This window comes from Lutibacter sp., from assembly GCF_016342705.1.
In the GTDB taxonomy this organism is placed as follows: Bacteria; Bacteroidota; Bacteroidia; order Flavobacteriales; family Flavobacteriaceae; genus Lutibacter.
Map to the genome: position 1 here is coordinate 32710 of NZ_JAEINV010000001.1, position 21040 is coordinate 53749.

The 21040-nt window shown below is 30.8% G+C and carries 17 protein-coding genes; 2 read left to right on the forward strand and 15 right to left on the reverse strand.

What is annotated here, in order from left to right:
* The first annotated feature begins 107 nt into the window (after positions 1-107).
* Positions 108-3221: an endonuclease gene (locus JEY78_RS00150; RefSeq protein ID WP_291845863.1), complete on the forward strand. Its 3114-nt coding sequence runs from the start codon at positions 108-110 to the stop codon at positions 3219-3221.
* A gap of 660 nt (positions 3222-3881) precedes the next feature.
* Here JEY78_RS00150 and JEY78_RS00155 read toward each other — a convergent pair.
* From JEY78_RS00155 to JEY78_RS00215, 13 genes are all read right to left on the reverse strand, one after another.
* A complete protein-coding gene (locus JEY78_RS00155) occupies positions 3882-5699 on the reverse strand; it encodes a hypothetical protein (RefSeq protein ID WP_291845865.1) in 1818 nt (605 codons plus the stop codon).
* A gap of 19 nt (positions 5700-5718) precedes the next feature.
* Positions 5719-8247, reverse strand: a complete 2529-nt coding sequence (locus JEY78_RS00160; RefSeq protein WP_291845867.1) for a TonB-dependent receptor — start codon at positions 8245-8247, stop codon at positions 5719-5721.
* A 211-nt stretch (positions 8248-8458) separates the two neighbouring features.
* Entirely contained in the window at positions 8459-10036 is a 1578-nt protein-coding gene (gene pgi, locus JEY78_RS00165; RefSeq protein WP_291845868.1) for a glucose-6-phosphate isomerase, read from the reverse strand.
* 3 nt (positions 10037-10039) lie between these two features.
* Entirely contained in the window at positions 10040-11302 is a 1263-nt protein-coding gene (locus JEY78_RS00170) for a peptidoglycan DD-metalloendopeptidase family protein (RefSeq protein WP_291845869.1), read from the reverse strand.
* Positions 11303-11361: 59 nt separating this feature from the next.
* Positions 11362-12159 carry a DUF3108 domain-containing protein gene (locus tag JEY78_RS00175; RefSeq protein WP_291845870.1) on the reverse strand — a complete coding sequence of 266 codons (798 nt, stop codon included), beginning with the start codon at positions 12157-12159 and terminating at the stop codon, positions 11362-11364.
* A gap of 117 nt (positions 12160-12276) precedes the next feature.
* Positions 12277-13434, reverse strand: a complete 1158-nt coding sequence (gene hppD / locus JEY78_RS00180; RefSeq protein WP_291845871.1) for a 4-hydroxyphenylpyruvate dioxygenase — start codon at positions 13432-13434, stop codon at positions 12277-12279.
* Positions 13435-13445: 11 nt separating this feature from the next.
* Positions 13446-14606 (reverse strand): homogentisate 1,2-dioxygenase, encoded by a 1161-nt coding sequence (locus JEY78_RS00185; RefSeq protein ID WP_291845873.1) that lies wholly within the window; start codon positions 14604-14606, stop codon positions 13446-13448.
* A 293-nt stretch (positions 14607-14899) separates the two neighbouring features.
* Entirely contained in the window at positions 14900-15148 is a 249-nt protein-coding gene (locus JEY78_RS00190; RefSeq protein ID WP_291845874.1) for a NifU family protein, read from the reverse strand.
* Between the two features lie 7 nt (positions 15149-15155).
* Complete coding sequence (locus JEY78_RS00195) at positions 15156-16280, reverse strand: Mrp/NBP35 family ATP-binding protein (RefSeq protein ID WP_291845875.1); 1125 nt, start codon at positions 16278-16280, stop codon at positions 15156-15158.
* A gap of 106 nt (positions 16281-16386) precedes the next feature.
* Positions 16387-16725, reverse strand: coding sequence for an MGMT family protein (locus tag JEY78_RS00200; protein WP_291845876.1), 339 nt, complete (start codon positions 16723-16725; stop codon positions 16387-16389).
* The gene (locus JEY78_RS00205; protein ID WP_291845878.1) at positions 16722-17336 is read right to left on the reverse strand and encodes a LysE family transporter; all 615 of its coding nucleotides are present in this window, start codon (positions 17334-17336) and stop codon (positions 16722-16724) included. Before JEY78_RS00205 ends, JEY78_RS00200 begins: the two co-directional genes overlap by 4 nt.
* Before the next feature lie 3 nt (positions 17337-17339).
* Complete coding sequence (trmB, locus tag JEY78_RS00210) at positions 17340-18011, reverse strand: tRNA (guanosine(46)-N7)-methyltransferase TrmB (protein WP_291845879.1); 672 nt, start codon at positions 18009-18011, stop codon at positions 17340-17342.
* A 49-nt stretch (positions 18012-18060) separates the two neighbouring features.
* Positions 18061-18258: a uracil phosphoribosyltransferase gene (locus JEY78_RS00215; protein ID WP_291845880.1), complete on the reverse strand. Its 198-nt coding sequence runs from the start codon at positions 18256-18258 to the stop codon at positions 18061-18063.
* A 40-nt stretch (positions 18259-18298) separates the two neighbouring features.
* Between JEY78_RS00215 and JEY78_RS00220 the strand changes: the two genes are divergently transcribed.
* Positions 18299-19222: a DUF6427 family protein gene (locus tag JEY78_RS00220; protein ID WP_291845881.1), complete on the forward strand. Its 924-nt coding sequence runs from the start codon at positions 18299-18301 to the stop codon at positions 19220-19222.
* Here the strand turns inward: JEY78_RS00220 and upp are convergent.
* A complete protein-coding gene (upp, locus tag JEY78_RS00225) occupies positions 19217-19867 on the reverse strand; it encodes a uracil phosphoribosyltransferase (protein WP_291845882.1) in 651 nt (216 codons plus the stop codon). The genes JEY78_RS00220 and upp overlap by 6 nt on opposite strands.
* 64 nt (positions 19868-19931) lie before the next feature.
* The gene (locus JEY78_RS00230) at positions 19932-20960 is read right to left on the reverse strand and encodes a glycosyltransferase family 9 protein (protein ID WP_291845884.1); all 1029 of its coding nucleotides are present in this window, start codon (positions 20958-20960) and stop codon (positions 19932-19934) included.
* Positions 20961-21040 lie beyond the last annotated feature (80 nt).

Here is a 21040-nt window from a genome sequence, read left to right on the forward strand (position 1 = left end):
ATATTATTGTACACAAAATTATAATGTTCTCTAAATATATAATAAGTTTGTATAAATATTTTTTGTGTGATAAAAAATCAGCAAAAATTAATTAAATCTATTTTAAAGTGAAAAAAATTTTACAATATTTATTTCTGTTTTTATTTACAGTTCCCTTTTATAGCCAAGTTCAATCTTATTATAATGATGTTGATTTATCAAACACAGGGAATGATCTTTTTTTAGTATTATCTGCAAAATTAGTAGCTACTCATACCGGAATTCCTTATACAGGATCACCCGTGGATGTTTGGGATGCGTGTAAAAGTGGTGATGAAGATCCAGACAATGCTGCAAACGTATTGCTTATTTATGGTTATGATAATACTGATGGAAATTTTTCTACGGATAGAAGCCGTTCAAAATTAGACCAAGCCGGTTCTTCATATATCGCTGGAAAATGGAATAGAGAACATGTTTTTGCAAAATCATTGGCAATTCCAGCATTTGGGACAGATGAACCTGGTCCTGGAACAGATGTTCATAATTTGAGACCAGCAGATCAAGATAGAAATTCAACAAGAAGTAATAATAAATTTACGGATGGTAGTGGAGATTCTAGAATTATTTCTACTAATGGAGGTTGGTATCCTGGAGATGAATGGAAAGGAGATATAGCCAGAATAGTAATGTATATGTATACACGTTACAATGGTGATGGTTCTAAAGTATCTGAAACAAAATGTCTACCAATTAATGTAGGGTTTGGAACAACGTTAGCTTCTGATACTAATATGATTGATTTATTTTTAAAATGGAATGTGGAAGACCCTGTTTCAACTTTTGAAGAAAATAGAAATAATATTTTAGAGGGTATACAAGGAAATAGAAATCCTTTTGTTGACAACCCTTATTTAGCAACAGTAATTTGGGGCGGTTTAGCTGCAGAAGATAAATGGAATATGGGTGGATCTTCAGATTCTGTTGCTCCGTCTGTACCAACAAATATAGTTGCTTCTAATATTACAGATACAAGTGCAACAATTACATGGACAGCTTCTACAGATAATGTTGGTGTTTATGATTATTTAGTATATGTAAATGGAGATTATTTAAAATCTTCACCTACAACTTCTGTTAACGTTCTTAATTTAAGTCCGAGTACTACATATCACATAACCCTAAAAGCAAGAGATGCCGCTAATAATCAATCTGAATTTAGCGCTTCCTATAATTTTACAACACAAGTTGGCCCAACAATTTTATTTGAAGAGAATTTTAATAATTGTGCTGATACTAAATTTGTACCATACAACGAAGCAAGTACTAAAAATTGGGCTTGTGAAGCACAATTTGGTGAAAATAACTCTGGTTCATACGGAATAAATGGCTATCAAGAAGAGGTTGCAAGTAAAGACTGGTTAATTACAACAACTCCTATTGATTTTGATGCAAATACTGGAGAGAAACTTAGTTTTTATACCGATGCAGCGTATGGAAGTTCTCCATTAGAATTAGTATATTCTACGGATTATCCTGGTGCTGGAAATCCTGCTGATTTTGCGTGGGAAGTAGTTCCAAATATTACCATTCCAATTAAATCAAACACCAGCAGTACAGAAGAAATTTTTAAATTTTCTAATGTTAATATTAGTTCAATAACTGGATCTGCTTATTTTGCCTTTAAATATTATTCAAATGGCGTTCCAACGCGTTGGACAGTAGATAGTTTTAAAATTACAGCTGAAAATGAAAATGAAGATACTGATAATGATGGTGTTTTAAATGTAGATGATTTATGTCCAAATACCCCAACAGGTGAATCTGTAGATGCCAATGGTTGTTCAAATGGTCAATTAGATGATGATAATGATGGTGTTCAAAATAGTTTAGATGAATGTGCAAACACACCAATAGGAGATGCAGTGAACGCTACAGGTTGTGCACAAAGCCAATTAGATGATGATAATGATGGTGTAAAGAATAATGTTGATGCTTGTGCAAATACACCAGCAGGAGAAACTGTTGATGCAAATGGTTGTTCAAATGGTCAATTAGATGACGATAATGATGGTGTAATTAATAGTGAAGATAGTTGCCAAAACACACCAAATGGTGAACAAGTAGATAGTGATGGTTGCGGAGCAAGCCAATTAGATGATGATAATGATGGCGTAATGAACAATATTGATACGTGTCCAAATACTCCAACAGGAGAAGCTGTTGACGCCAATGGTTGTTCAAATGGTCAATTAGATGATGATAATGATGGTGTTCAAAATAGTTTAGATGAATGTGCAAATACACCAACAGGAGAAGCGGTTAATGCTACTGGTTGCGGACAAAGTCAGTTAGATGATGATAATGATGGTATAATGAATAATTTAGATACTTGCGCAAATACACCAGTAGGAGAAAATGTAAACGCAACAGGTTGTGGAGCAAGCCAATTAGATGACGATAATGATGGAGTGAAAAACGATAAAGATAAATGTCCAAACACTGCAGTTGGAATAACAGTTGATGGAAATGGTTGCTTTACATTGGCATCTAATAACTTTGCTTTTGAAACAATTAGTGAAACATGTCCAAATAAAAATAACGGACAAATAAAAATTACGGCTAATGCAACACATAGTTATGTAGCTTTAATTGATGGAACTTCCTATAGTTTTTCAAATAATAATTTAGTAGTTTCTAATTTAGTTCCAAAAACATACGATGTTTGTATTTCTGTAGCAGGTGAAGGATATGAACAATGTTTTATTGTTAAAATAGATGCAGGCACTACGGTTTCTGCAAAAACAAGCGTTTCTTCAAAATCAATCTCATTTAATGTTGAAGCAGGAACTCCACCATTTAAGGTATTTGTAAATAATAATGAAGTGGTAAGTACAACTGATTTTGAGATTTTAATTAATGATATTAAGCAAGGCGATTTTGTTGAGTTAAAAACTGCAATATCTTGTGAAGGAGTTGTTTCAAAAAGAATTGATGTTTTGGATGGTATTTATGCTTATCCAAATCCAACAAAAGGACATGTTGAAGTTATTATTTCTGATGTAAATGATGAAGTGCTTGTTGAAGTATTCAATATGCAATCGCAATTGGTTTCATCAAATATGCATAAAGTTCAAAATGGTAAGATTCAATTAAATATTGAAGAACATCCAGTAGGAATTTATATGGTAAAAATTATGAAAAACCAACAACCGTTCATCTTAAAATTAATAAAGGAATAGGTGAAATTTATAAAGCACTGTTTTTAATTTGTGAAGCAGTTAATTCTAAACATCTAGATGTTTAGTGCAGAACATCCAGATGTTAATATTATAACATCTGGATGTTTTTTATGCTTCTTTATTGAATTTTAAAAGTTGCTAAGGAAATAAAGCGATTTAATAAGTGAATTAAAAAATTGCTAGGATAGTTGATATTAGTATAAAAATTGTAACAAAAGAGATCTAAAATACATTATAAAGCCAATAAAAAATGGCTGAACAAAATTTAGTAACAATAGGAGATTGTTATTCGGAAATTTGTGAGCTTGAAAAAAGCTGAAACATAGGTTAATACTAGAAAATAAATCACTTTTAGAGGATTGAAAATATATTATTTAGTATGTTTAGGTTTTTAGAAAAGTGAAGCAATACTGGTAGTTAATAGCAAATGGAATATGATTTAGAAAAAATATGTAATTGAAATTATTTTTTTGATATAAACAGTTAAATATGGTGTTAAATTAAGCTTCAACAAGAAGATTGTAACCAAAATAGACGACTACTTACTGAGGGTTTTATAAGCTAAAGGTTATAGATAAAAAAATCTCCAAAAGCTTTTGAACTCTTGGAGATTTTTAAAATATTTTTAATGAAACCTAAAGTTAGGCACTTAAAATGTTATTAACTTCTAACATAAGTTCCTCCTTGAAGGATATAGTTAATTGTTGTGTTATGAGATGTTCCATCATAAACATAAATTGTAACACCAAATTTTTGACCTTCTTCCATTCCTGGGTATCTGTTCATTAAAACTGCATTTATAGCAGCATCAATTTGAGGCACAGTCCAGTTAAATGTACTTATGTTTCCGTAATTTTTTAGATTGCCAACTGCGGTTGCATAACCATCAGTATTTTCAAATGTGGCTACTATATAATCGTAGTCAGCTTTTAAGAACTCATATTTAATAGTATTATCAGGAACCCAAGTTACACCATCGTTTGCAAATTGTAAAGAGGTTTCTTGAGTAGATTGGTAAGCCGTCCACTTACCATCTACTACTGTATATAAATTCCCTCTAGTTTGTGCACCACCAGAATAATATTTATAAATAACTTTTAATTCATCTCCATCTTTAGCATAAGGATATTTTATACTTAAAAATTTAGTGATATAAGTATCTGTACCCATTGAGCTGTCAAAGTTATCATATCTACCAGGTTGACCAGATGCTGTACCCATAGAGTTATAGTCATCAGTTGTTAAAACGTACACCTTTGATGGTAAAGACCAAACTCCACTTGCATATGTATATACAGATTCCTTAGCTTCTTTATCTCCAATTATTACATCTGATAATACAGCATTACTCATAATAGCAGACCAAGTATTTGCTACACGTATTCCATCAATAGTTGCAGAAGGACCACCTCCACCTTGTCTAACAGCAATTTTTTGAACTGTTAATCCAGGATTTCCAACATTGCTTACCACAGGCGATGCAGGCTCTGAAGTTGCAGCAGCATCTAAAACATATAAATTAGCTGTTCCATTAGCAGTATTATAAGAAGCAACAATTAAATAGGTTGTATTTAATTCATATGAAGTAGTGCTATAATCTGAAGGTGTTGAACTTGCTCCAATTCCAAATGAAATTTTACCAGAGCCATCATCTTTAGCTCCCAATCTAGCAGCATATCCAAATGTATCATCCATAAAATGCATAAAATAAGTTCCTGACCCTACGGAGCTTAAATTTACTAATGCACTATAATATACAGTACCTGAACTTAGTGTTGCAGGTAATGCACTGTTTACATCTTCTGAACCAGCACTTGAAATTTGAATTGAGCCACCAACATTTGATGATGGGTAATTTGCCATAGATAAATTTGAAGTAGTATACTGTAATTGATTTGCAGTACCTGAATGACTTGCCCAAGCACCTGCACCTATAGTTAATAAATCACCAGCAGTAGCGCCATAATCAAAATTTTCTTCTAAAGAAACAGTTGGAGTTATTGAATAAGCATCACCTGTAAATTGGTAATATTGAGCAACAGCTATATCACCTTCTTTAGGGCTACTAATATTTGAATTTATAATTCCTCCAAGGTAATTTGCAGGATTAGCATCAAATTTAAAGCCTAATAAATTACTTCCACTTAAAGTATAATCAGCTTGTTTTAAGCTGTAGCTACTTACTTTAAAAGCGCTACCTAAGTATAATTTATAATTTACTAAAACTGAAGATCCTTTTCCCCAAACTGGGTATAAACTTGATAAATAATCTGGAAGCATATTTTTAGCGTCGTCTAATGTGCTAAAACTTCCATAAGATAAATCTAAAGCATCATAATCTTCATCACTCAATGTAATTACTGCATCACCTACAATAGGATTATCTTGGGCATCAATATCAGCATGGATATCATCCATCGGGTTACAACTTGTAATTAGCAAGCTTAATCCCATTATTAAATAAATAAATTTTTTCATTGTCTAAATTATTTTTTAATTAAAATTTAATTTTTGCACTGATGTTGAATGTTCTTCCAAATCCGTACCATACCAATGCGGTTTGAGCATTGTTATTTATACCATCTAATGCATCAGCAACATATTCAGTATCAAAAACGTTGTTCATTCTTCCTGTAAGTGTTGTGTCTAAATCTCCAATTTTAAACCCATATCTAACACTTGCATCAAAAGTACCATAAGCAGGTACTTTCCAAGGTTGTGGTGTTCCAGGAGTTGTTCTACTGTCAGGATTATAGTCAGCATATAAATCAGCAAAATAGTTATAATCAACAGTAAAGTGAGTTTTTGGCATTAATTCATAATCTAAACCTAAAGCCGCAGTTGTTTGAGCAGCATCAGAAACTTTTAAACCTTCAATGTATAGGTTATATGGATTTCCAATTGGGTTTTGATCTTCATCATATACTTGAACATTTTCTACATTATTATCCCATTCCCAATTTCCTAATGATAACATACCTGTTACTGTTAATTTGTCAGAAGGTCTATAATTAAAATCTAATTCAACACCTTGATGTAATGCATTTACACCTAATAAGTTTGCGAAATAAGTGACTCCACTATTATACAGTGTTCGTGTAAAAGTTCTGTCATTCCATTGTGTTCTGTATATGTTTACATTGGCAGCAAATTTTTCACCTCTAAATCCGTAACCTAATTCAGCACTAAATATTTTTTGATTTTCAGCTTTATCATTAATACGAACGTTATCATTGTTAGGGAAAACCGCACTAAATCCAGGAGCTTTTTCAAAGTATCCAATATTTGCAAATACGTTATGTTGTTCATTTAGATTATAGTTAGCACCACCTTTCACACTGTATCCTGCAAAATTATAAGTATCAGTTTCTTTTAACGGATCACTATCTAAATATAAAAAGTAATCTACTCTTTGGTAAGATGTGTTTGAAGCAGCAACTGAGATAAATGCTGATAAATCGTCTTTAGAGTACTCTAATTGAGTAAATAACCCTTGCCATCCAACATTACCATCATTGTTGTAACTGTATTTATCACCTACTTTAAGTGTTCTGTTTGGGTTATTAATATCACTGTTGTCGGCCACATAAGCACCACCTAATAAGTCAGTTACCTCTGTAAAGTGACTTCCAGTATAAGTCCTTAAATCAACTCCAGCAATAAAGTCTAAATTTTCATTTAATTCTGTTTTAAAAGTTGATAACATTCCAAACCAAGTATGGTCATTTCTAGAAGCTCTTAACCAAGAAACTGATCCTAATGCACCGTTTGCTCTGTTAATATCAACAATATTATCTAAATCTATTGGTTGGTCGTCACCACCTAATCTTACATTAAATAAGCCATAGTCACCAGCAATTCCACCTCCACCTCCTGTACCCCAAGAAGCATATAGTGATGTTGATATATCAGATTTGTCACTGATTGTCCAATAATGGTTTAAAGAAGATTGTGATTTGTGGTAGAAGTTATCTTCAGTACTCACAATTTGTCCATTTTTAATACCCCAGTCTGGGCTAAATTTATTTCCACTTTCAGCATTTCTGTAAGTTTCAATAGTACTTCTATTTTGTCTTTGCCCATGTGTTTGAGGAGCGCCAAAAGAAGTGAATGATAATTTATGGTTATCGTTTAATTGTTTAGAAACGTTTACAAAATAGTTGTAACCTTCAAATTGAGTTCCGTCAACATAACCATCACCTTTTGTTTTAGATGCAGAAACTGTAACTGCTAATCCATTATCAAGTAATCCAGTTGATACAGTAGCTCCGTATTTTTGATAGCCATCACTTCCTACTCCTGAAATAATATTTCCACCTTTTTCAGCATCCGTAGTTTTAGATAAAATGTTTATAGTACCACCAATTGAAGGTACAGCAACTTTAGAAGCACCTAAACCTCTTTGTACCTGCATTGCACTAGTAACATCTGCTAAACCAGCCCAGTTACTCCAGTATACTCTACCGTTTTCCATGTCATTAACAGGGACACCGTTAATCATAACCGCAACGTTTTCCGAGTTAAAACCTCTTAAATTTAATCTACCATCACCAAATCCACCACCTGATTTAGTAGCATAAACACCTGGTGTTGATTTTAAAATTTCAGGAAATTCTTGAGAACCTAATTTGTTTTCAATAACATCTGCTTTAATAGTTGATACGGCAACTGGTGTTTTTCTTTCAATTGCAAAAGAAGTGGCAGTAATTACAATTTCTTCTAATGATTCAGCAGAAGGCTTTAGTCCAATTGTTCCAAAGTTTGTGCTTTTAGTAAAAGTAAATGATTTAGTTTCATATCCAACGAATGAAACTAGAATGGTTCCGTTTGAAACGCTTGTTTCAAATGTAAAATTTCCATCAAAATCTGTTGAAGCTCCAGAAGTAGCCCCTTTTAGGATTACTGAAGCACCTGGCAATGGTTGATTTGTTTCATCAACTACTTTACCTGTAAGTTTGGTTTGTGCAAAAATGACAGCTGTTGAAAACAACATAACCATCACAAGCCAATTTTTAAAATTTCTCATTGTGTAATTTGATTTGAATTAATGTGTTGCAAAAGTGCAAAAAATTGTTGATTCAGTTTTTAATTAATTGTTAAATTTTAACAATTAATTAAGAAGTTCTAAATATACAAAAATCACTAATTGCAATTGAAAATCAGTCAAATAAATATTAACAAATCTTAATGAAATGGTAAGAAATTGTTAAAAACTCAATGAGAAATTTTATGAATTGTTATAAGTTGCTTGTTTTTAGGTATTTATTTGCTAATTCTTTTCCAAGTTCTACACCAAACTGATCGTAACTATATATATTCCAGATGATTCCTTGTACAAAAATTTTGTGTTCATAGAAAGAAATTAAACCTCCTAGAGTTTTTGGTGTTAATTTATCAATAAGAATTGAAGTGCTCGGTTTGTTTCCTTCAAACACTTTATAAGGTAATAAAGTTGCAATTTCATCCATTTTACCGGCAGTTTTTAAATCTAAATGTGCTTCTTCTTTGGTTTTACCTTCTGCTAAAGCTTGGGTTTGCGCATAAAAATTAGCCATTAATTTGTTGTGATGGTCTTTATTTCCATATAACGATTCTTTAAAACCAATAAAATCTGCAGGAATTAATTTTGTTCCTTGATGTAATAATTGCATAAATGCATGTTGAGAGTTTGAACCTGGAGCTCCCCAAATAATATTTCCTGTTTGGTAGTTTACCCTGTTTCCATTTCTATCCACACTTTTACCATTGCTTTCCATAATTGCTTGTTGTAAGTATGGTGCTAGTTTACTTAAATATTGTGAATATGGTAAAATAACTTCAGATTCTGAATGAAAGAAATTTGTATACCAAATTCCGATAAGGCTTAAAATTATTGGAGCGTTTTTTTCAAAAGGTGTGTTTTTAAAATGTTCATCCATTTCAAAAGCACCAATTAATAAGTTGTGGAAGTTTTCAAACCCTACAGCTAAACTGATAGATAATCCTACGGTACTCCATAAAGAAAAACGACCTCCAACCCAATCCCACATTGGAAATATGTTGTCAGTTGCAATTCCAAATTCACTTACATTTTTTAAATTGGTTGAAACCGCCACAAAGTGTTTAGGCACATCGTTTGTTGAAGCCGATTTTAAAAACCAGTTTTTTATAGTAGTGGCATTTGTAAGTGTTTCTTGTGTTGTAAATGTTTTTGAAACAATGACAAATAAGGTAGTTTCTGGATTTAAGTTTTTTATAACTTCTTGCACATGGTCTCCATCAATATTAGAAACAAAATGTACATTTAAATGGTTTTTGTAATATTTTAACGATTCAACAACCATGTCTGGTCCTAAATCTGAACCTCCAATTCCAATGTTCACAACATCGGTTATAGATTTGTTGGTATACCCTTTCCATTCACCTGAAACCACTTTATTAGTAAATGCTTCCATTTTACTTAAAGCAGCTTTTACATCAGGCATAATATTAACGCCATCGGTAAAAATTTCATTGTTTAACTGATTTCTTAATGCTGTATGCAATACGGCTCTTCCTTCAGTTTTATTAATTTTTTCACCAGAAAAATAGGCATCCATGGCACCTTTTAAATCTACTTCGTTCGCTAATTCTAGTAAATAACCTAAAGTTTCTTCTGTAATTCTATTTTTAGAATAGTCAAATTCAAATTCATTAAAATTAATGGTGAACTTGTTTTTTCTATCGCTATCATTATTAAATAACGATTTTAATTGTGTACTATGAGTTGCATTATAATGCGCTGTCAACTTTTTCCAAGCTTGTGTTTCTGTTGGATTTACGTTCTTCATGGTCATAATCTATGTATTTAAATCTTCTTCTTTTGTTGAAGTTGTTTTTGTTGTTTTCGGATAATTTATTGAATCTAACTTATTTTTTAAAGGGTCAATATGTTTAAAGTATGATGGTTTTAATTCTTTTTTAAGTGGTTCTGAAGTTGGTAATTTTTCTCTTAAAGGATCTACTTGAACTCCATTTTTCCAAAAACGATAACAAACGTGAGGTCCCGAAGTATTCCCCGTCATACCAACATAACCAATAACATCTCCTTGTCTTACATGCTGACCAACTTTTACAGCTCTTTTACTCATATGTAAATACTGAGTTGTATAGGTGCCATTATGCTTCACTTTTACATAATTTCCATTACCACCTTTGTATTGGGATTCTATAACAGTTCCGTTTGCAGTGCTCATAATTGGAGTGCCAACTGGTCCTGCAAAATCAGTTCCTTTATGTGGTCTTACTTTATTTCCATAAAAAGCAATTCTTCTGTTTAAATTAAAACGAGAGGTAATTCGCTTAAATTCTAAAGGCGCTTTTAAAAATTGTCTTCTTAAATTATTAGCTTCATAATCGTAATAGTCAGAAATATTTTTTATAGAATCTGTGGTAAATTTAAAGGCGTAAAAGGGTTTTCCAACATGTTCAAAATAGGCGCCTTTTATTTTTCCAATACCAACAGGAATAGTATCGTTAATATAATGTTGTTCGTAAATTATTTTGAATTTATCATTCTTTTGAAGTCTAAAAAAGTCAATAGTCCAAGCGTAAATATCCGATAAATCATAGGCTAAGTATAAGTTTAAGCCTTGTTCATCCATAGCGTTTGATAAATTACTTGTAATAATACCCGAAGCTGTTTTAATTTCAGTTCTAATGGGTTTAGATTTATTATGAGCCACCGGAATAGAGTCTCTAAAATCTATAACGGTATAATTCACTTTTGAATCTTGGTAAATAAAAACCTGAGCTTGTTCTGTAGAATCTTTTTTTGCTAAAATTGTGTAAGGCTTTCCGGCTTTCATACCACGCACATTAAATGTGTCGCGCACTTTGTTTACAATCTCTAAAATTCGAGCGTATTCAACATGATTTTTTAATAAAATATCACTAAAAATTTCTCCAGATTTTATGGTGTCATTAATTACTTTAAAATTATTTAACGTAAAACCAAATTCGTGAATGATTTTTGGTTCAGGAGTAATAATGCTAGCCTGTTGATTGTCATTTTTACAAGCAATGATAAGTACGAGGGAAATTAGGGTAATAAATTTTTTCAATTGACTGGTTTTAAAATTTTATAATAGGATAAAAAATAAAACGCGAAAATACAATTAAATTATTTAAAAATAATGTTAAAAGGGTTGGCTAAACCTTTAAAAGCATCTAAATCGGCTCGTAAAGAACCTACCGCTAAATTGGCTTTTATTAGAAGTGGAACTTTATTAGCATCGTCACTTACCCATACTGTTACACTTTCCTGTTCCTTAAAAACGCGACCCGTTTGCACTAATGGTCTGAAAGCTATAGCTTTTACTTTTCCAAATTTTGTTTTAATAATCTCTTTTTCTAAAAATTGCAATTTAAAAACTGTTATTTCATCATCCATAAACATTTGTAGCTCTATATTGTCACCTTTTTTTAAATTTGAAATATCCTGATTTCTTAAAAAATATAAGGCTGACAACATGTCTTGAATGTCACTGCTTATTGGGTGCTTTTCAATTGTTTTATGTTTGTAGTTATTTACAGTTGCTAATTTTGTGTCGTGGTCAAAAAATATTTCTTGATCTTTGGTGTAACCTCCTTCATTTATTTTTCTAATAAATCGGTATGGTTTTAAAGATTCTTTATACATAAAAGTTTGATAATCATCTTCTACTTTAAAAAACAAACTTACCAAACCGGTAGATTTTCCTTTTCCTAAAATGTGAAATGCTTCTTTTCCCTTATTGCTTGCTCCTCGTACTTCAATAGTGGAATAGCCAGCATTTAAAAAATTACTGTAGCTCATTCTAAATTTTAACCATTCACCACTCTGAAAAGCACTTTTCTTTTCTGGAATTAAATTTCTGACCGATTGCCCAAAGGAAATGGTTGTAATAAATAGTGTAATTAGTAGTATTAATTTTTTCATTTAGTAGTTGAATAGTTCATAATTAATAGTAAAAATACAAGAACTGTTCCAAAAGTAACTAAAAGCTTAACAATTGTTGTTAAGCTTTTATTAATTAATGAGTTATTGTATTGTTTTTTAAAGGGTTCCTCGGCGTTCTTGCTCTGCTTCTATGGATTCAAATAAGGCTTTAAAATTTCCTTTTCCAAAAGATTGTGCTCCTTTTCGTTGAATTATTTCAAAAAATAGCGTAGGTCTGTCAGTGACAGGTTTTGTAAAAATTTGTAATAAATAGCCTTCATCATCTCTATCTACTAAAATTCCTAACTCCTTTAATTCCGCTAAATCTTCATCAATTTCACCAACTCTATCCATTACCGTGTCATAATAGGAACCAGGAACATATAAAAACTCAACCCCGCGTTTTGTCATTTCTTTTACCGTTTCTAAAATGTTATTGGTTGCCACTGCTATATGTTGAATTCCAGCACCCTTATAAAAATCTAAATATTCTTCAATTTGAGATTTTTTTATGCCTTCTGCGGGTTCATTTATTGGAAATTTCACACGCCCATTTCCATTGGTCATTACTTTGCTCATTAGCGCAGTGTATTGGGTTGAAATATCCTTATCATCAAAAGTAATAAGATTGGCAAAACCCATAATTTCATTATAAAATTTTGCCCAAACATTCATTTCGTTCCAACCTACATTTCCAACCATATGATCAATATATCTTAAACCAACATTTGTTGGGTTGTGGGTTGATTCCCATTTTTCAAATTTTGGAAGAAAAACACCATTGTAATTTTTACGTTCCACAAAAATGTGAACAGTATCACCATATGTATGAATTCCTGAACGGATTACTTCCCCATTTTCATCACTTTCTTTTGTTGGCTGTAAATAAGATTTTGCACCTCTTTTTGTAGTTTCTTCCCAAGCTTTTGTGGCATCTTCAACCCAAAGCGCTACAACTTTCACGCCATCTCCATGTGTTGATATATGCTCAAAAAGTTCTTTATTTTTTGCATTTGGCATGGGAGTTGTTAAAACCAATCTAATTTTATCTTGAATTAGTACATAGCTAGTTCTGTCTGTTAAGCCAGTTTCTAATCCGGCGTATGCTAATGATTGAAAACCAAAAGCAGTTTTGTAATAATGAGCTGCTTGTTTTGCATTTCCAACATATAATTCTACATAATCAGTACCTAATAAAGGTAAAAAATCTTCGGCTTCTGAAAATATTTTTTCTAAACCGTAGTTGAAATTTTGTTTATTTTTTAAATCTGACATTTTTCTTTAATTTAATGGGTTAACCAAGATTTATAATAATCATCTACCTCTAACTTTAAGGCTTCTTCTGTAATCATTACGGGTTTAAAAGGGTCAATCATAACTGCTAATTCTTCTGTAGTTTTTTTCCCTACACTTCTTTCAATTGCTCCGGGATGAGGTCCATGCGGTATTCCACCGGGATGCAAGGTAATTTGACCTTTTTCAATATTATTTCTGCTCATAAAATCTCCATCAACATAATATAAAATTTCTTCAGAATCTATATTGCTATGATGGTAAGGTGCAGGAATTGATTTTGGGTGATAATCATACATTCTTGGAACAAAGGAACAAACTACAAAACCAGCAGCTTCCCATGTTTGATGAATTGGTGGTGGCATATGAATTCTTCCAGTAATGGGTTCAAAATTGTGAATTGAAAATGCATATGGGTAATTAAATCCATCCCAACCAACAACATCAAAAGGATGATTTTCGTACAGATATTCCCATAGAACACCTTGTTTTTTAATTAAAATTTTAAAATTTCCTTTTTCATCATAGGTTTTTAAATTAGAAGGCAGCTTAAAATCGCGTTCACAAAATGGTGAATGTTCTAATAATTGTCCAAAATTATTGCGGTAACGTTTTGGTGTTACAATTGGACTAAATGATTCCACATACAATAATCGGTTTTCTTCAGAATTAAAATCAATTTGATAAATGGTTCCTTTTGGAATTATTAAATAATCGCCATATTCAAATGGAATATTTCCATACATTGTTTTTAAAATTCCTGAACCAATGTGAACAAAAAGCATTTCATCTGCATCTGCATTTTTGTAAAAATATTCTTTTGAAAATTCTTTGGGAGCAGCTAATCCAATATGTAAATCGGTATTTACAAAAAGTGTTTTTCTACTTTCTAAATAATCTTTTACTGGTTGTAAAGAAAATCCTTTAAAGCTTAGCGCTTTCATATTTTTTTCAACAGCAATTTTTGGAGTTACATTTTTTAGTTGTTTTATTTCTGAAACTACTGTTGGTGGATGAATATGATAAATTAAAGATGACATACCAACAAATCCGGCCGTACCAAATAATTCTTCTTGATACAAACCACCGGTTGGTTTTTCAAATGTTGTATGTCTTTTAGGTGGTATTTTACCTAATGAGTAATATCTAGGCATAAATTGAAATTTTTAGTTATTAGTATTCCCGAAAGGGAGAAGTTAGCTTAAAAAAAATCCAACTAGGAGTGAAGGTTTGGATTGTAATTATTAAAGATACGCATTAATTTCACACATACAGATATCTTTAAACTACTGAAATCATTCAGGGTTTCTTTTAATTAAGAATTTAAGATGTGCTAATAATTCAGTATAAATTGCTATCATTATTACAAATATATACTTTTTTTGGTAGCAATAGAAACAAAAAAGAGCGACTTAAGTCGCTCTTTTTTAATTATTTTCATTGAAAATTAAAAAGTAATACCATTAATTTCAATAACTCTTTTAATTTGAGGTGCGTGCCTTTTTATAGTTGCCTCAACTCCGTTTTTAAGTGTCATTTGATTTACAGAACATCCTAAACAAGCGCCTTCTAATTGAACACTTACAATGTCGTCAGTAATATCAACTAATGAAATATTTCCTCCATCAGCTTCTAAGTAAGGGCGAATTTCTTGTAAAGCATTTTCTATATTTAGTCTTAATTCTTCTGTTCCCATAAATAAATTATTTTGTACTACAACCACTCATAGTTGTAATTCTAACTATTTCTGTTGGTGGTAATTCTGTATTTCTTTTTACTAATTCAGATAAGGTGTTTTTAGTAATTTCTGCAAAAGCAATTTCTAAAGGTGTGTTATCTTGTAATGCAATTGGATGTCCAACATCACCAGCTTCTCTAATACTTTGTACTAAAGGCACTTCACCTAAAAATGCGGTATCTATATCTTCAGCTAAATTTTTTGCACCATCTTTTCCAAATATATAATATTTATTGTTTGGAAGTTCTGCAGGTGTAAAATAACTCATATTTTCAACAATACCTAAAACAGGAACATTGATAGTTTCTTGTTTAAACATGGCAACTCCTTTTTTAGCATCTGCCAACGCAATATTTTGTGGAGTACTAACAATTACAGCTCCAGTTACAGGGACAGATTGTACTATTGATAAGTGAATATCACCAGTTCCCGGAGGTAAATCAATTAAAAGAAAATCTAAATCGCCCCAATGCGCATCAAAAATCATTTGATTTAATGCTTTTGAAGCCATAGCGCCACGCCAAATTACTGCTTGGTTAGCATCTGTAAAAAAGCCAAGTGATAATATTTTTACACCGTAACTTTCAACAGGTTGCATTTTTGAACGACCATCAATTTCAATAGATAAAGGTCTTGCATTTGCAACATCAAACATTAAATGTATGGAAGGTCCGTAAACGTCAGCATCTAAAATACCAACTTTAAATCCCATTTTTTGTAATGAAATTGCCATGTTTGAAGTAATGGTAGATTTTCCTACACCACCTTTACCTGAAGCAATTGCAATTATATTTTGAATTCCTGGAACTTTTGGCTTTTCTGGTTTAAACTCTTCATTTTTAGTATCAGAAGTTACGTTTACTTTAACGTCTGCTTTTACATCTATTTCTTGATGTAATACTTTCATTATTTCAACTTCAATTTTCTTTTTTGCTTGTAATGAAGGGTTTGCAATAGTTACATCAACAATAATTTCTTTGTCAAAAGTTACTATGTTTTTTATTGCGCCGCTTTCAATTAAACTTTTGCCTTCGCCAGGTGCTGTAATGGTTTCAAGGGCTTTTGTTATATCTTTTTTGCTATATGCCATGTTGTTTATATAAAATCATTCTAAACAACAAAGATACAGAGTTCCATTGAATATTGAAAGAGGCTATATAAAAAGAAATATAGAAGTTGTTACAGTTTTAGTTAAATTAAGGTATTGGCAACTCTTTTGAAGGGTCCCAAAAAACGGACTCAAAATTTTGAATTTGAAAATCTTTAATTATAATTCCTTCGCTTTCAAGTAATTGCTGCATTAAATTTGTACCGTCAAAATGATGTTTACCTGTTAGTAAGCCTTTTCTGTTGACAACTCTGTGTGCTGGAATATCATTATTATTGTGTGATGCGTTCATTGCCCAACCAACCATTCTGGCAGAACGAGCTGCGCCTAAGTATTTTGCAATTGCCCCATAACTAGTAACTCTTCCAAAGGGAATTTGTACAGCTACTTCATAAACTTTTTCGAAAAAATTGGATGATTCTTTCAATTGATTCTTTTAATTAATGCAATAAGAGCAATGATACCTGTAATAATACCTAAAAAAATATTTAAATTTCTGGCAAGTAGTCCAATTTTCTTTTGAATAATTTTAGCTGAATTGTTGTAAATACTTAACAGCGCAAACGTGCCTACACTAGATCCTACAACAAATATTAAGATGCTAATTTGTGAAAAATCTAAATATCCGTATGATTTTAAAGCCGCTCCCACGCTGCAATAATATGGAATTGCTAAAAGATTTAAAGAAGCTAAAATTAAACCAAGCGTAAAACTATTTTTAATTTTAGATTTTTTAATTTTTTGAGTTTTTTTCTCTTTAATACCTTTATAAAGAAAGTAAATAGATAGCAATGAAAATAATACAACACCAATAGATTGCAAAGAAGATTCTATATTAGATTTACTATGAATGTAATTGGTGAAAATTAAAGAAAAATAGGTTTGAAAAAATATGATGATTGAAACACCAAAAGCAAAGTTGTAACTTTTTTCCTTACCTTTTTCTAAACTTATTTTTAACGAAGTTAAATTTAGTAATCCAGGAGGTGTTGCTGCTACAAACGAGGCAAGAAAACCTAAAATAAATTGTAGCACCATGGATTAATAATTTAGTCTAAATTGAATATATGTAATGGGTTTTTCTTTTTCTAAATATTGACTTTCGTAAAAAGTTTGTGTTGAAATTACTTCTTGAGGCGAATGAAAATTTTTGTAAATATCATGATGAGCATATAGTATTTCATGACCTTCGCCGTGCAATAAACCTAACGTATAACCGTGCATAAATTCACTATCAGTTTTTAAATTTACAATACCATCTGATTTTAAGATATGATGATACTTCTTTAAAAACTCTTGGTTTGTTAACCTATGTTTGGTTCTGGTAAATTTTATTTGTGGATCTGGAAAAGTAATCCAAATTTCAGTAACTTCATTTTTGTTGAACAACAAATCAATCAATTCAATTTGAGTTCTAATAAAAGCTACGTTTGTTAAATTTTCTTCAAGTGCAGTTTTTGCTCCTCGCCAAAAGCGCGCACCTTTAATATCAATTCCAATATAGTTAATAGTTGGGTTTTTTCTAGCTAAGGCAATGGTATATTCTCCTTTTCCACAACCTAGTTCTAAAATAATTGGATTGTTATTATTAAAATGAGTATGCCAATTTCCTTTTAGGGGAAAGCCATCAATAACCTCTTCTCGAGTTGGTTGAATTACATTTGGAAATGTTTCGTTTTCACGAAATCTTTTCAATTTATTTTTGCTTCCCACAGTTTTTTTGGGTTTTGTTAAAAAGAAAGAGCGTTTATAACGAAGGTTTTTATTCGTTTCCTGCTTTTTTGTATTTTCTTATTTCGCCCATCCAATATAGAAATGCGACAAAAGCAATTACAATAAATATCCAGCTTATGGTACTTTGTAACCACCAATTATCCATAGATCTTAGCGAGTTATATGGAGAAAATAAAACGTTTGTAAAAAAATCACCAATCGCCTTAAAAATATTGTTTGCAATCATATCTTAATTATATTTACAGGCAAAAGTATAAAATATAGTAATGATAGCAAATTTTTTTAGTAAAAGTAAGCCGGTTAATATTTTTAACTTAGTAATATTGTTGTTTTTATATTATGCTGTCGCTTCAATTATGAAAGCGCCAGAACAGCTTTCAATACTTTATTTTATTCAAAGGTTGGTCTTTTTTAGTTGCTTTATTATCATGCTAATTGTGATAAATTTTATATTAAAAAAGAACAATTTAACATTAGATAATTTATATGGATTATTGTTAATTGTGCTTTTGTTAGGCGCGTTTTCTGAAACAATGTTTACTAATAAAATTATTTTTTCAAATTTAATATTGATTTTAAGCTATAGAAAAGTATACAGCATAAAATCGGGAATTAATATTGGTGCAAAATTATTTGACGCAGGCTTTTGGATTGGAATTGCAACCATAATTTACCCACATAGTATTTTGTTTATTTTTTTATTGTTCATTGCAATTACTATTTATCAAAAAGTATATTTCAAAAATTTTATAATTCCTTTAATAGGTTTAATAACGCCTTTGTTTTTATATTTTACGTATGCCTTTTATTTTGATAAAGAGGCTGCCTTTTATGACTTATTTAATTTGAATATTGGGCTAGATTTTACGTCCTATAATCAATTAAAACTTTTAATGCCAATTACATTTTTAATCACAATAACCTTGTGGTCTTTAGTGGTGGTAAGCCCAAAAATTGTACTGGTGAGTAATAATTTAAGAATGTCGTGGAATATATTAATTAACCAATTATTAGTGGCTATTTTGGTAGTTTTTATAGCGCCTTTAAAAAATGGATCGGAACTGTTTTTTCTTCTTTTTCCAAGCGCTATAATAATTGCAAACTTTCTACAAAAAAGTCAATCATCAAATTTTAAAAATCTGATTTTGTATTTATTTTTTGCAATATCAATAAGTGTTTATTTTTTATAATTTTCCACCAAAAGCTAAGTCTCCTGCATCACCTAAACCAGGCACAATGTAACCGTGACTGTTTAATTTTTCATCAACAGTGGCAATCCATAATTTAGTTTCTTTTGGAAGATGCTGTTTAATATATTCAATACCTTCATTTGAACCAATAACACAAGCAACATGAATTTCTTTTGGAGTTCCATGGTTTTTTAATCCTTCAAAAACGCTGATTAAAGATCGTCCTGTAGCTAACATAGGGTCCGCCAAAATTAAAGTTTTACCATCTAAACTTGGCGAAGCAAAATATTCAACTTTAATTTCAAATTCGGTTTCACTAGTATGATTTCTGTATGCGGAAATAAAAGCATTTTCTGCATCATCAAAATAATTTAATAAGCCTGTATGTAATGGTAATCCAGCTCTTAAAATAGAACATAAAACAATGTCTTTTTTATGAGTTTCCATTATTTTTGTTCCTAGTTGAGTAGCAACAGTGTTTTTTTCGTAGCTTAAAGATTGGCTAATTTCATACGCCAAAATTTCACCAATACGCTCAATATTTCTTCTAAATCTTAAGGAATCTTTTTGGATGTTAATATTTCTAATTTCAGAAATGAATTTATTTAATATAGATTTTTTTGAATCAAGGATATTGACAAGCATATTTATAAAATTTTCACAAAAATAACTATTATAATTATAAAATTAGGTAGTTACATTGGTTATTTTATTCAATGATTTTTTTTGCTATTTTTTGAGGTAAAATACTTCTCATCACATCTTCATACCCTTCACAAACTTTATTTCCATAAATTGAACATGGTATGTTTGGGTATTTTTTTAAATCTGGTAAAATGGCATTTTCAAGAGGTTGATTAAAGGGTGCAAAACCTGTAAACGGATGTGTAATTCCCCAAATAGTATACGTTTTTACACCAAACATTGCCGAAAAATGTGCGTTTCCAGAATCCATACTCAGCATTTTATCTAGATTAGAAATTAAAATTAATTCTTGATCTAACTTTATTTTACCCGCTACATTTATAGTGTTTGAATATTTTGAAGCTATATTTTCTAAAATTTCAACTTCTTTTTGTCCACCACCAAACAATAGAATTTTAATATTTTCTTGCTTTGATACTTCAGAAATTACCTGTTCCATTAAATCTATTGGATACATTTTTGAAGCATATTGCGCAAATGGGGCAATGCCAATCCATGTTGCAGTTTTTTCTCCAGTAATTTTAATTATTTCTGAAGTTAAATCTAATTTTTCAGGAAAGGTTGGGTTAGAAATATCTAATGAAAATCCTAAATTTCTAAAAACATCCGCATAACGTTCATGGGTTGTTTTAAGTTGTTTAAAAACTTTATTTTTAGTAGCAGTTAAAGCTCTTTTTTCTGCTCTTCCTTTATTGATAAATGCAATCTTTTTAAATGATAGTTTAAAAAAAGTTCGTAAAATTTTAGAACGTAAAACGTTGTGTAAATCTGCAACGGCATCAACATTTAATAATTTAAGATCCTTAAAAAGTTGGTAAATTCCAAAAAATCCTTTGTGTTTTCCATTGACATCTGCAGCAAAAAAAGTAACATTATCTAGTGTGTCAAATAAAGGTTTTAAAAATGGTTTTGATAGCACTGTAATTTTTACCGTTGGGTGTTGTTTAGTAAATGCTCTTAACACTGGAACTGTCATTGCAACATCGCCCATTGCAGATAATCTAATTACTAATAAATGTGTTTTTTTTGTCAAAATAGGTTAATTTAGTTCAACAAAAATAAGCAAATGTTTTTGCAACTAAAATTTTAAAAAACAGGTTAAGTAAATTAAAA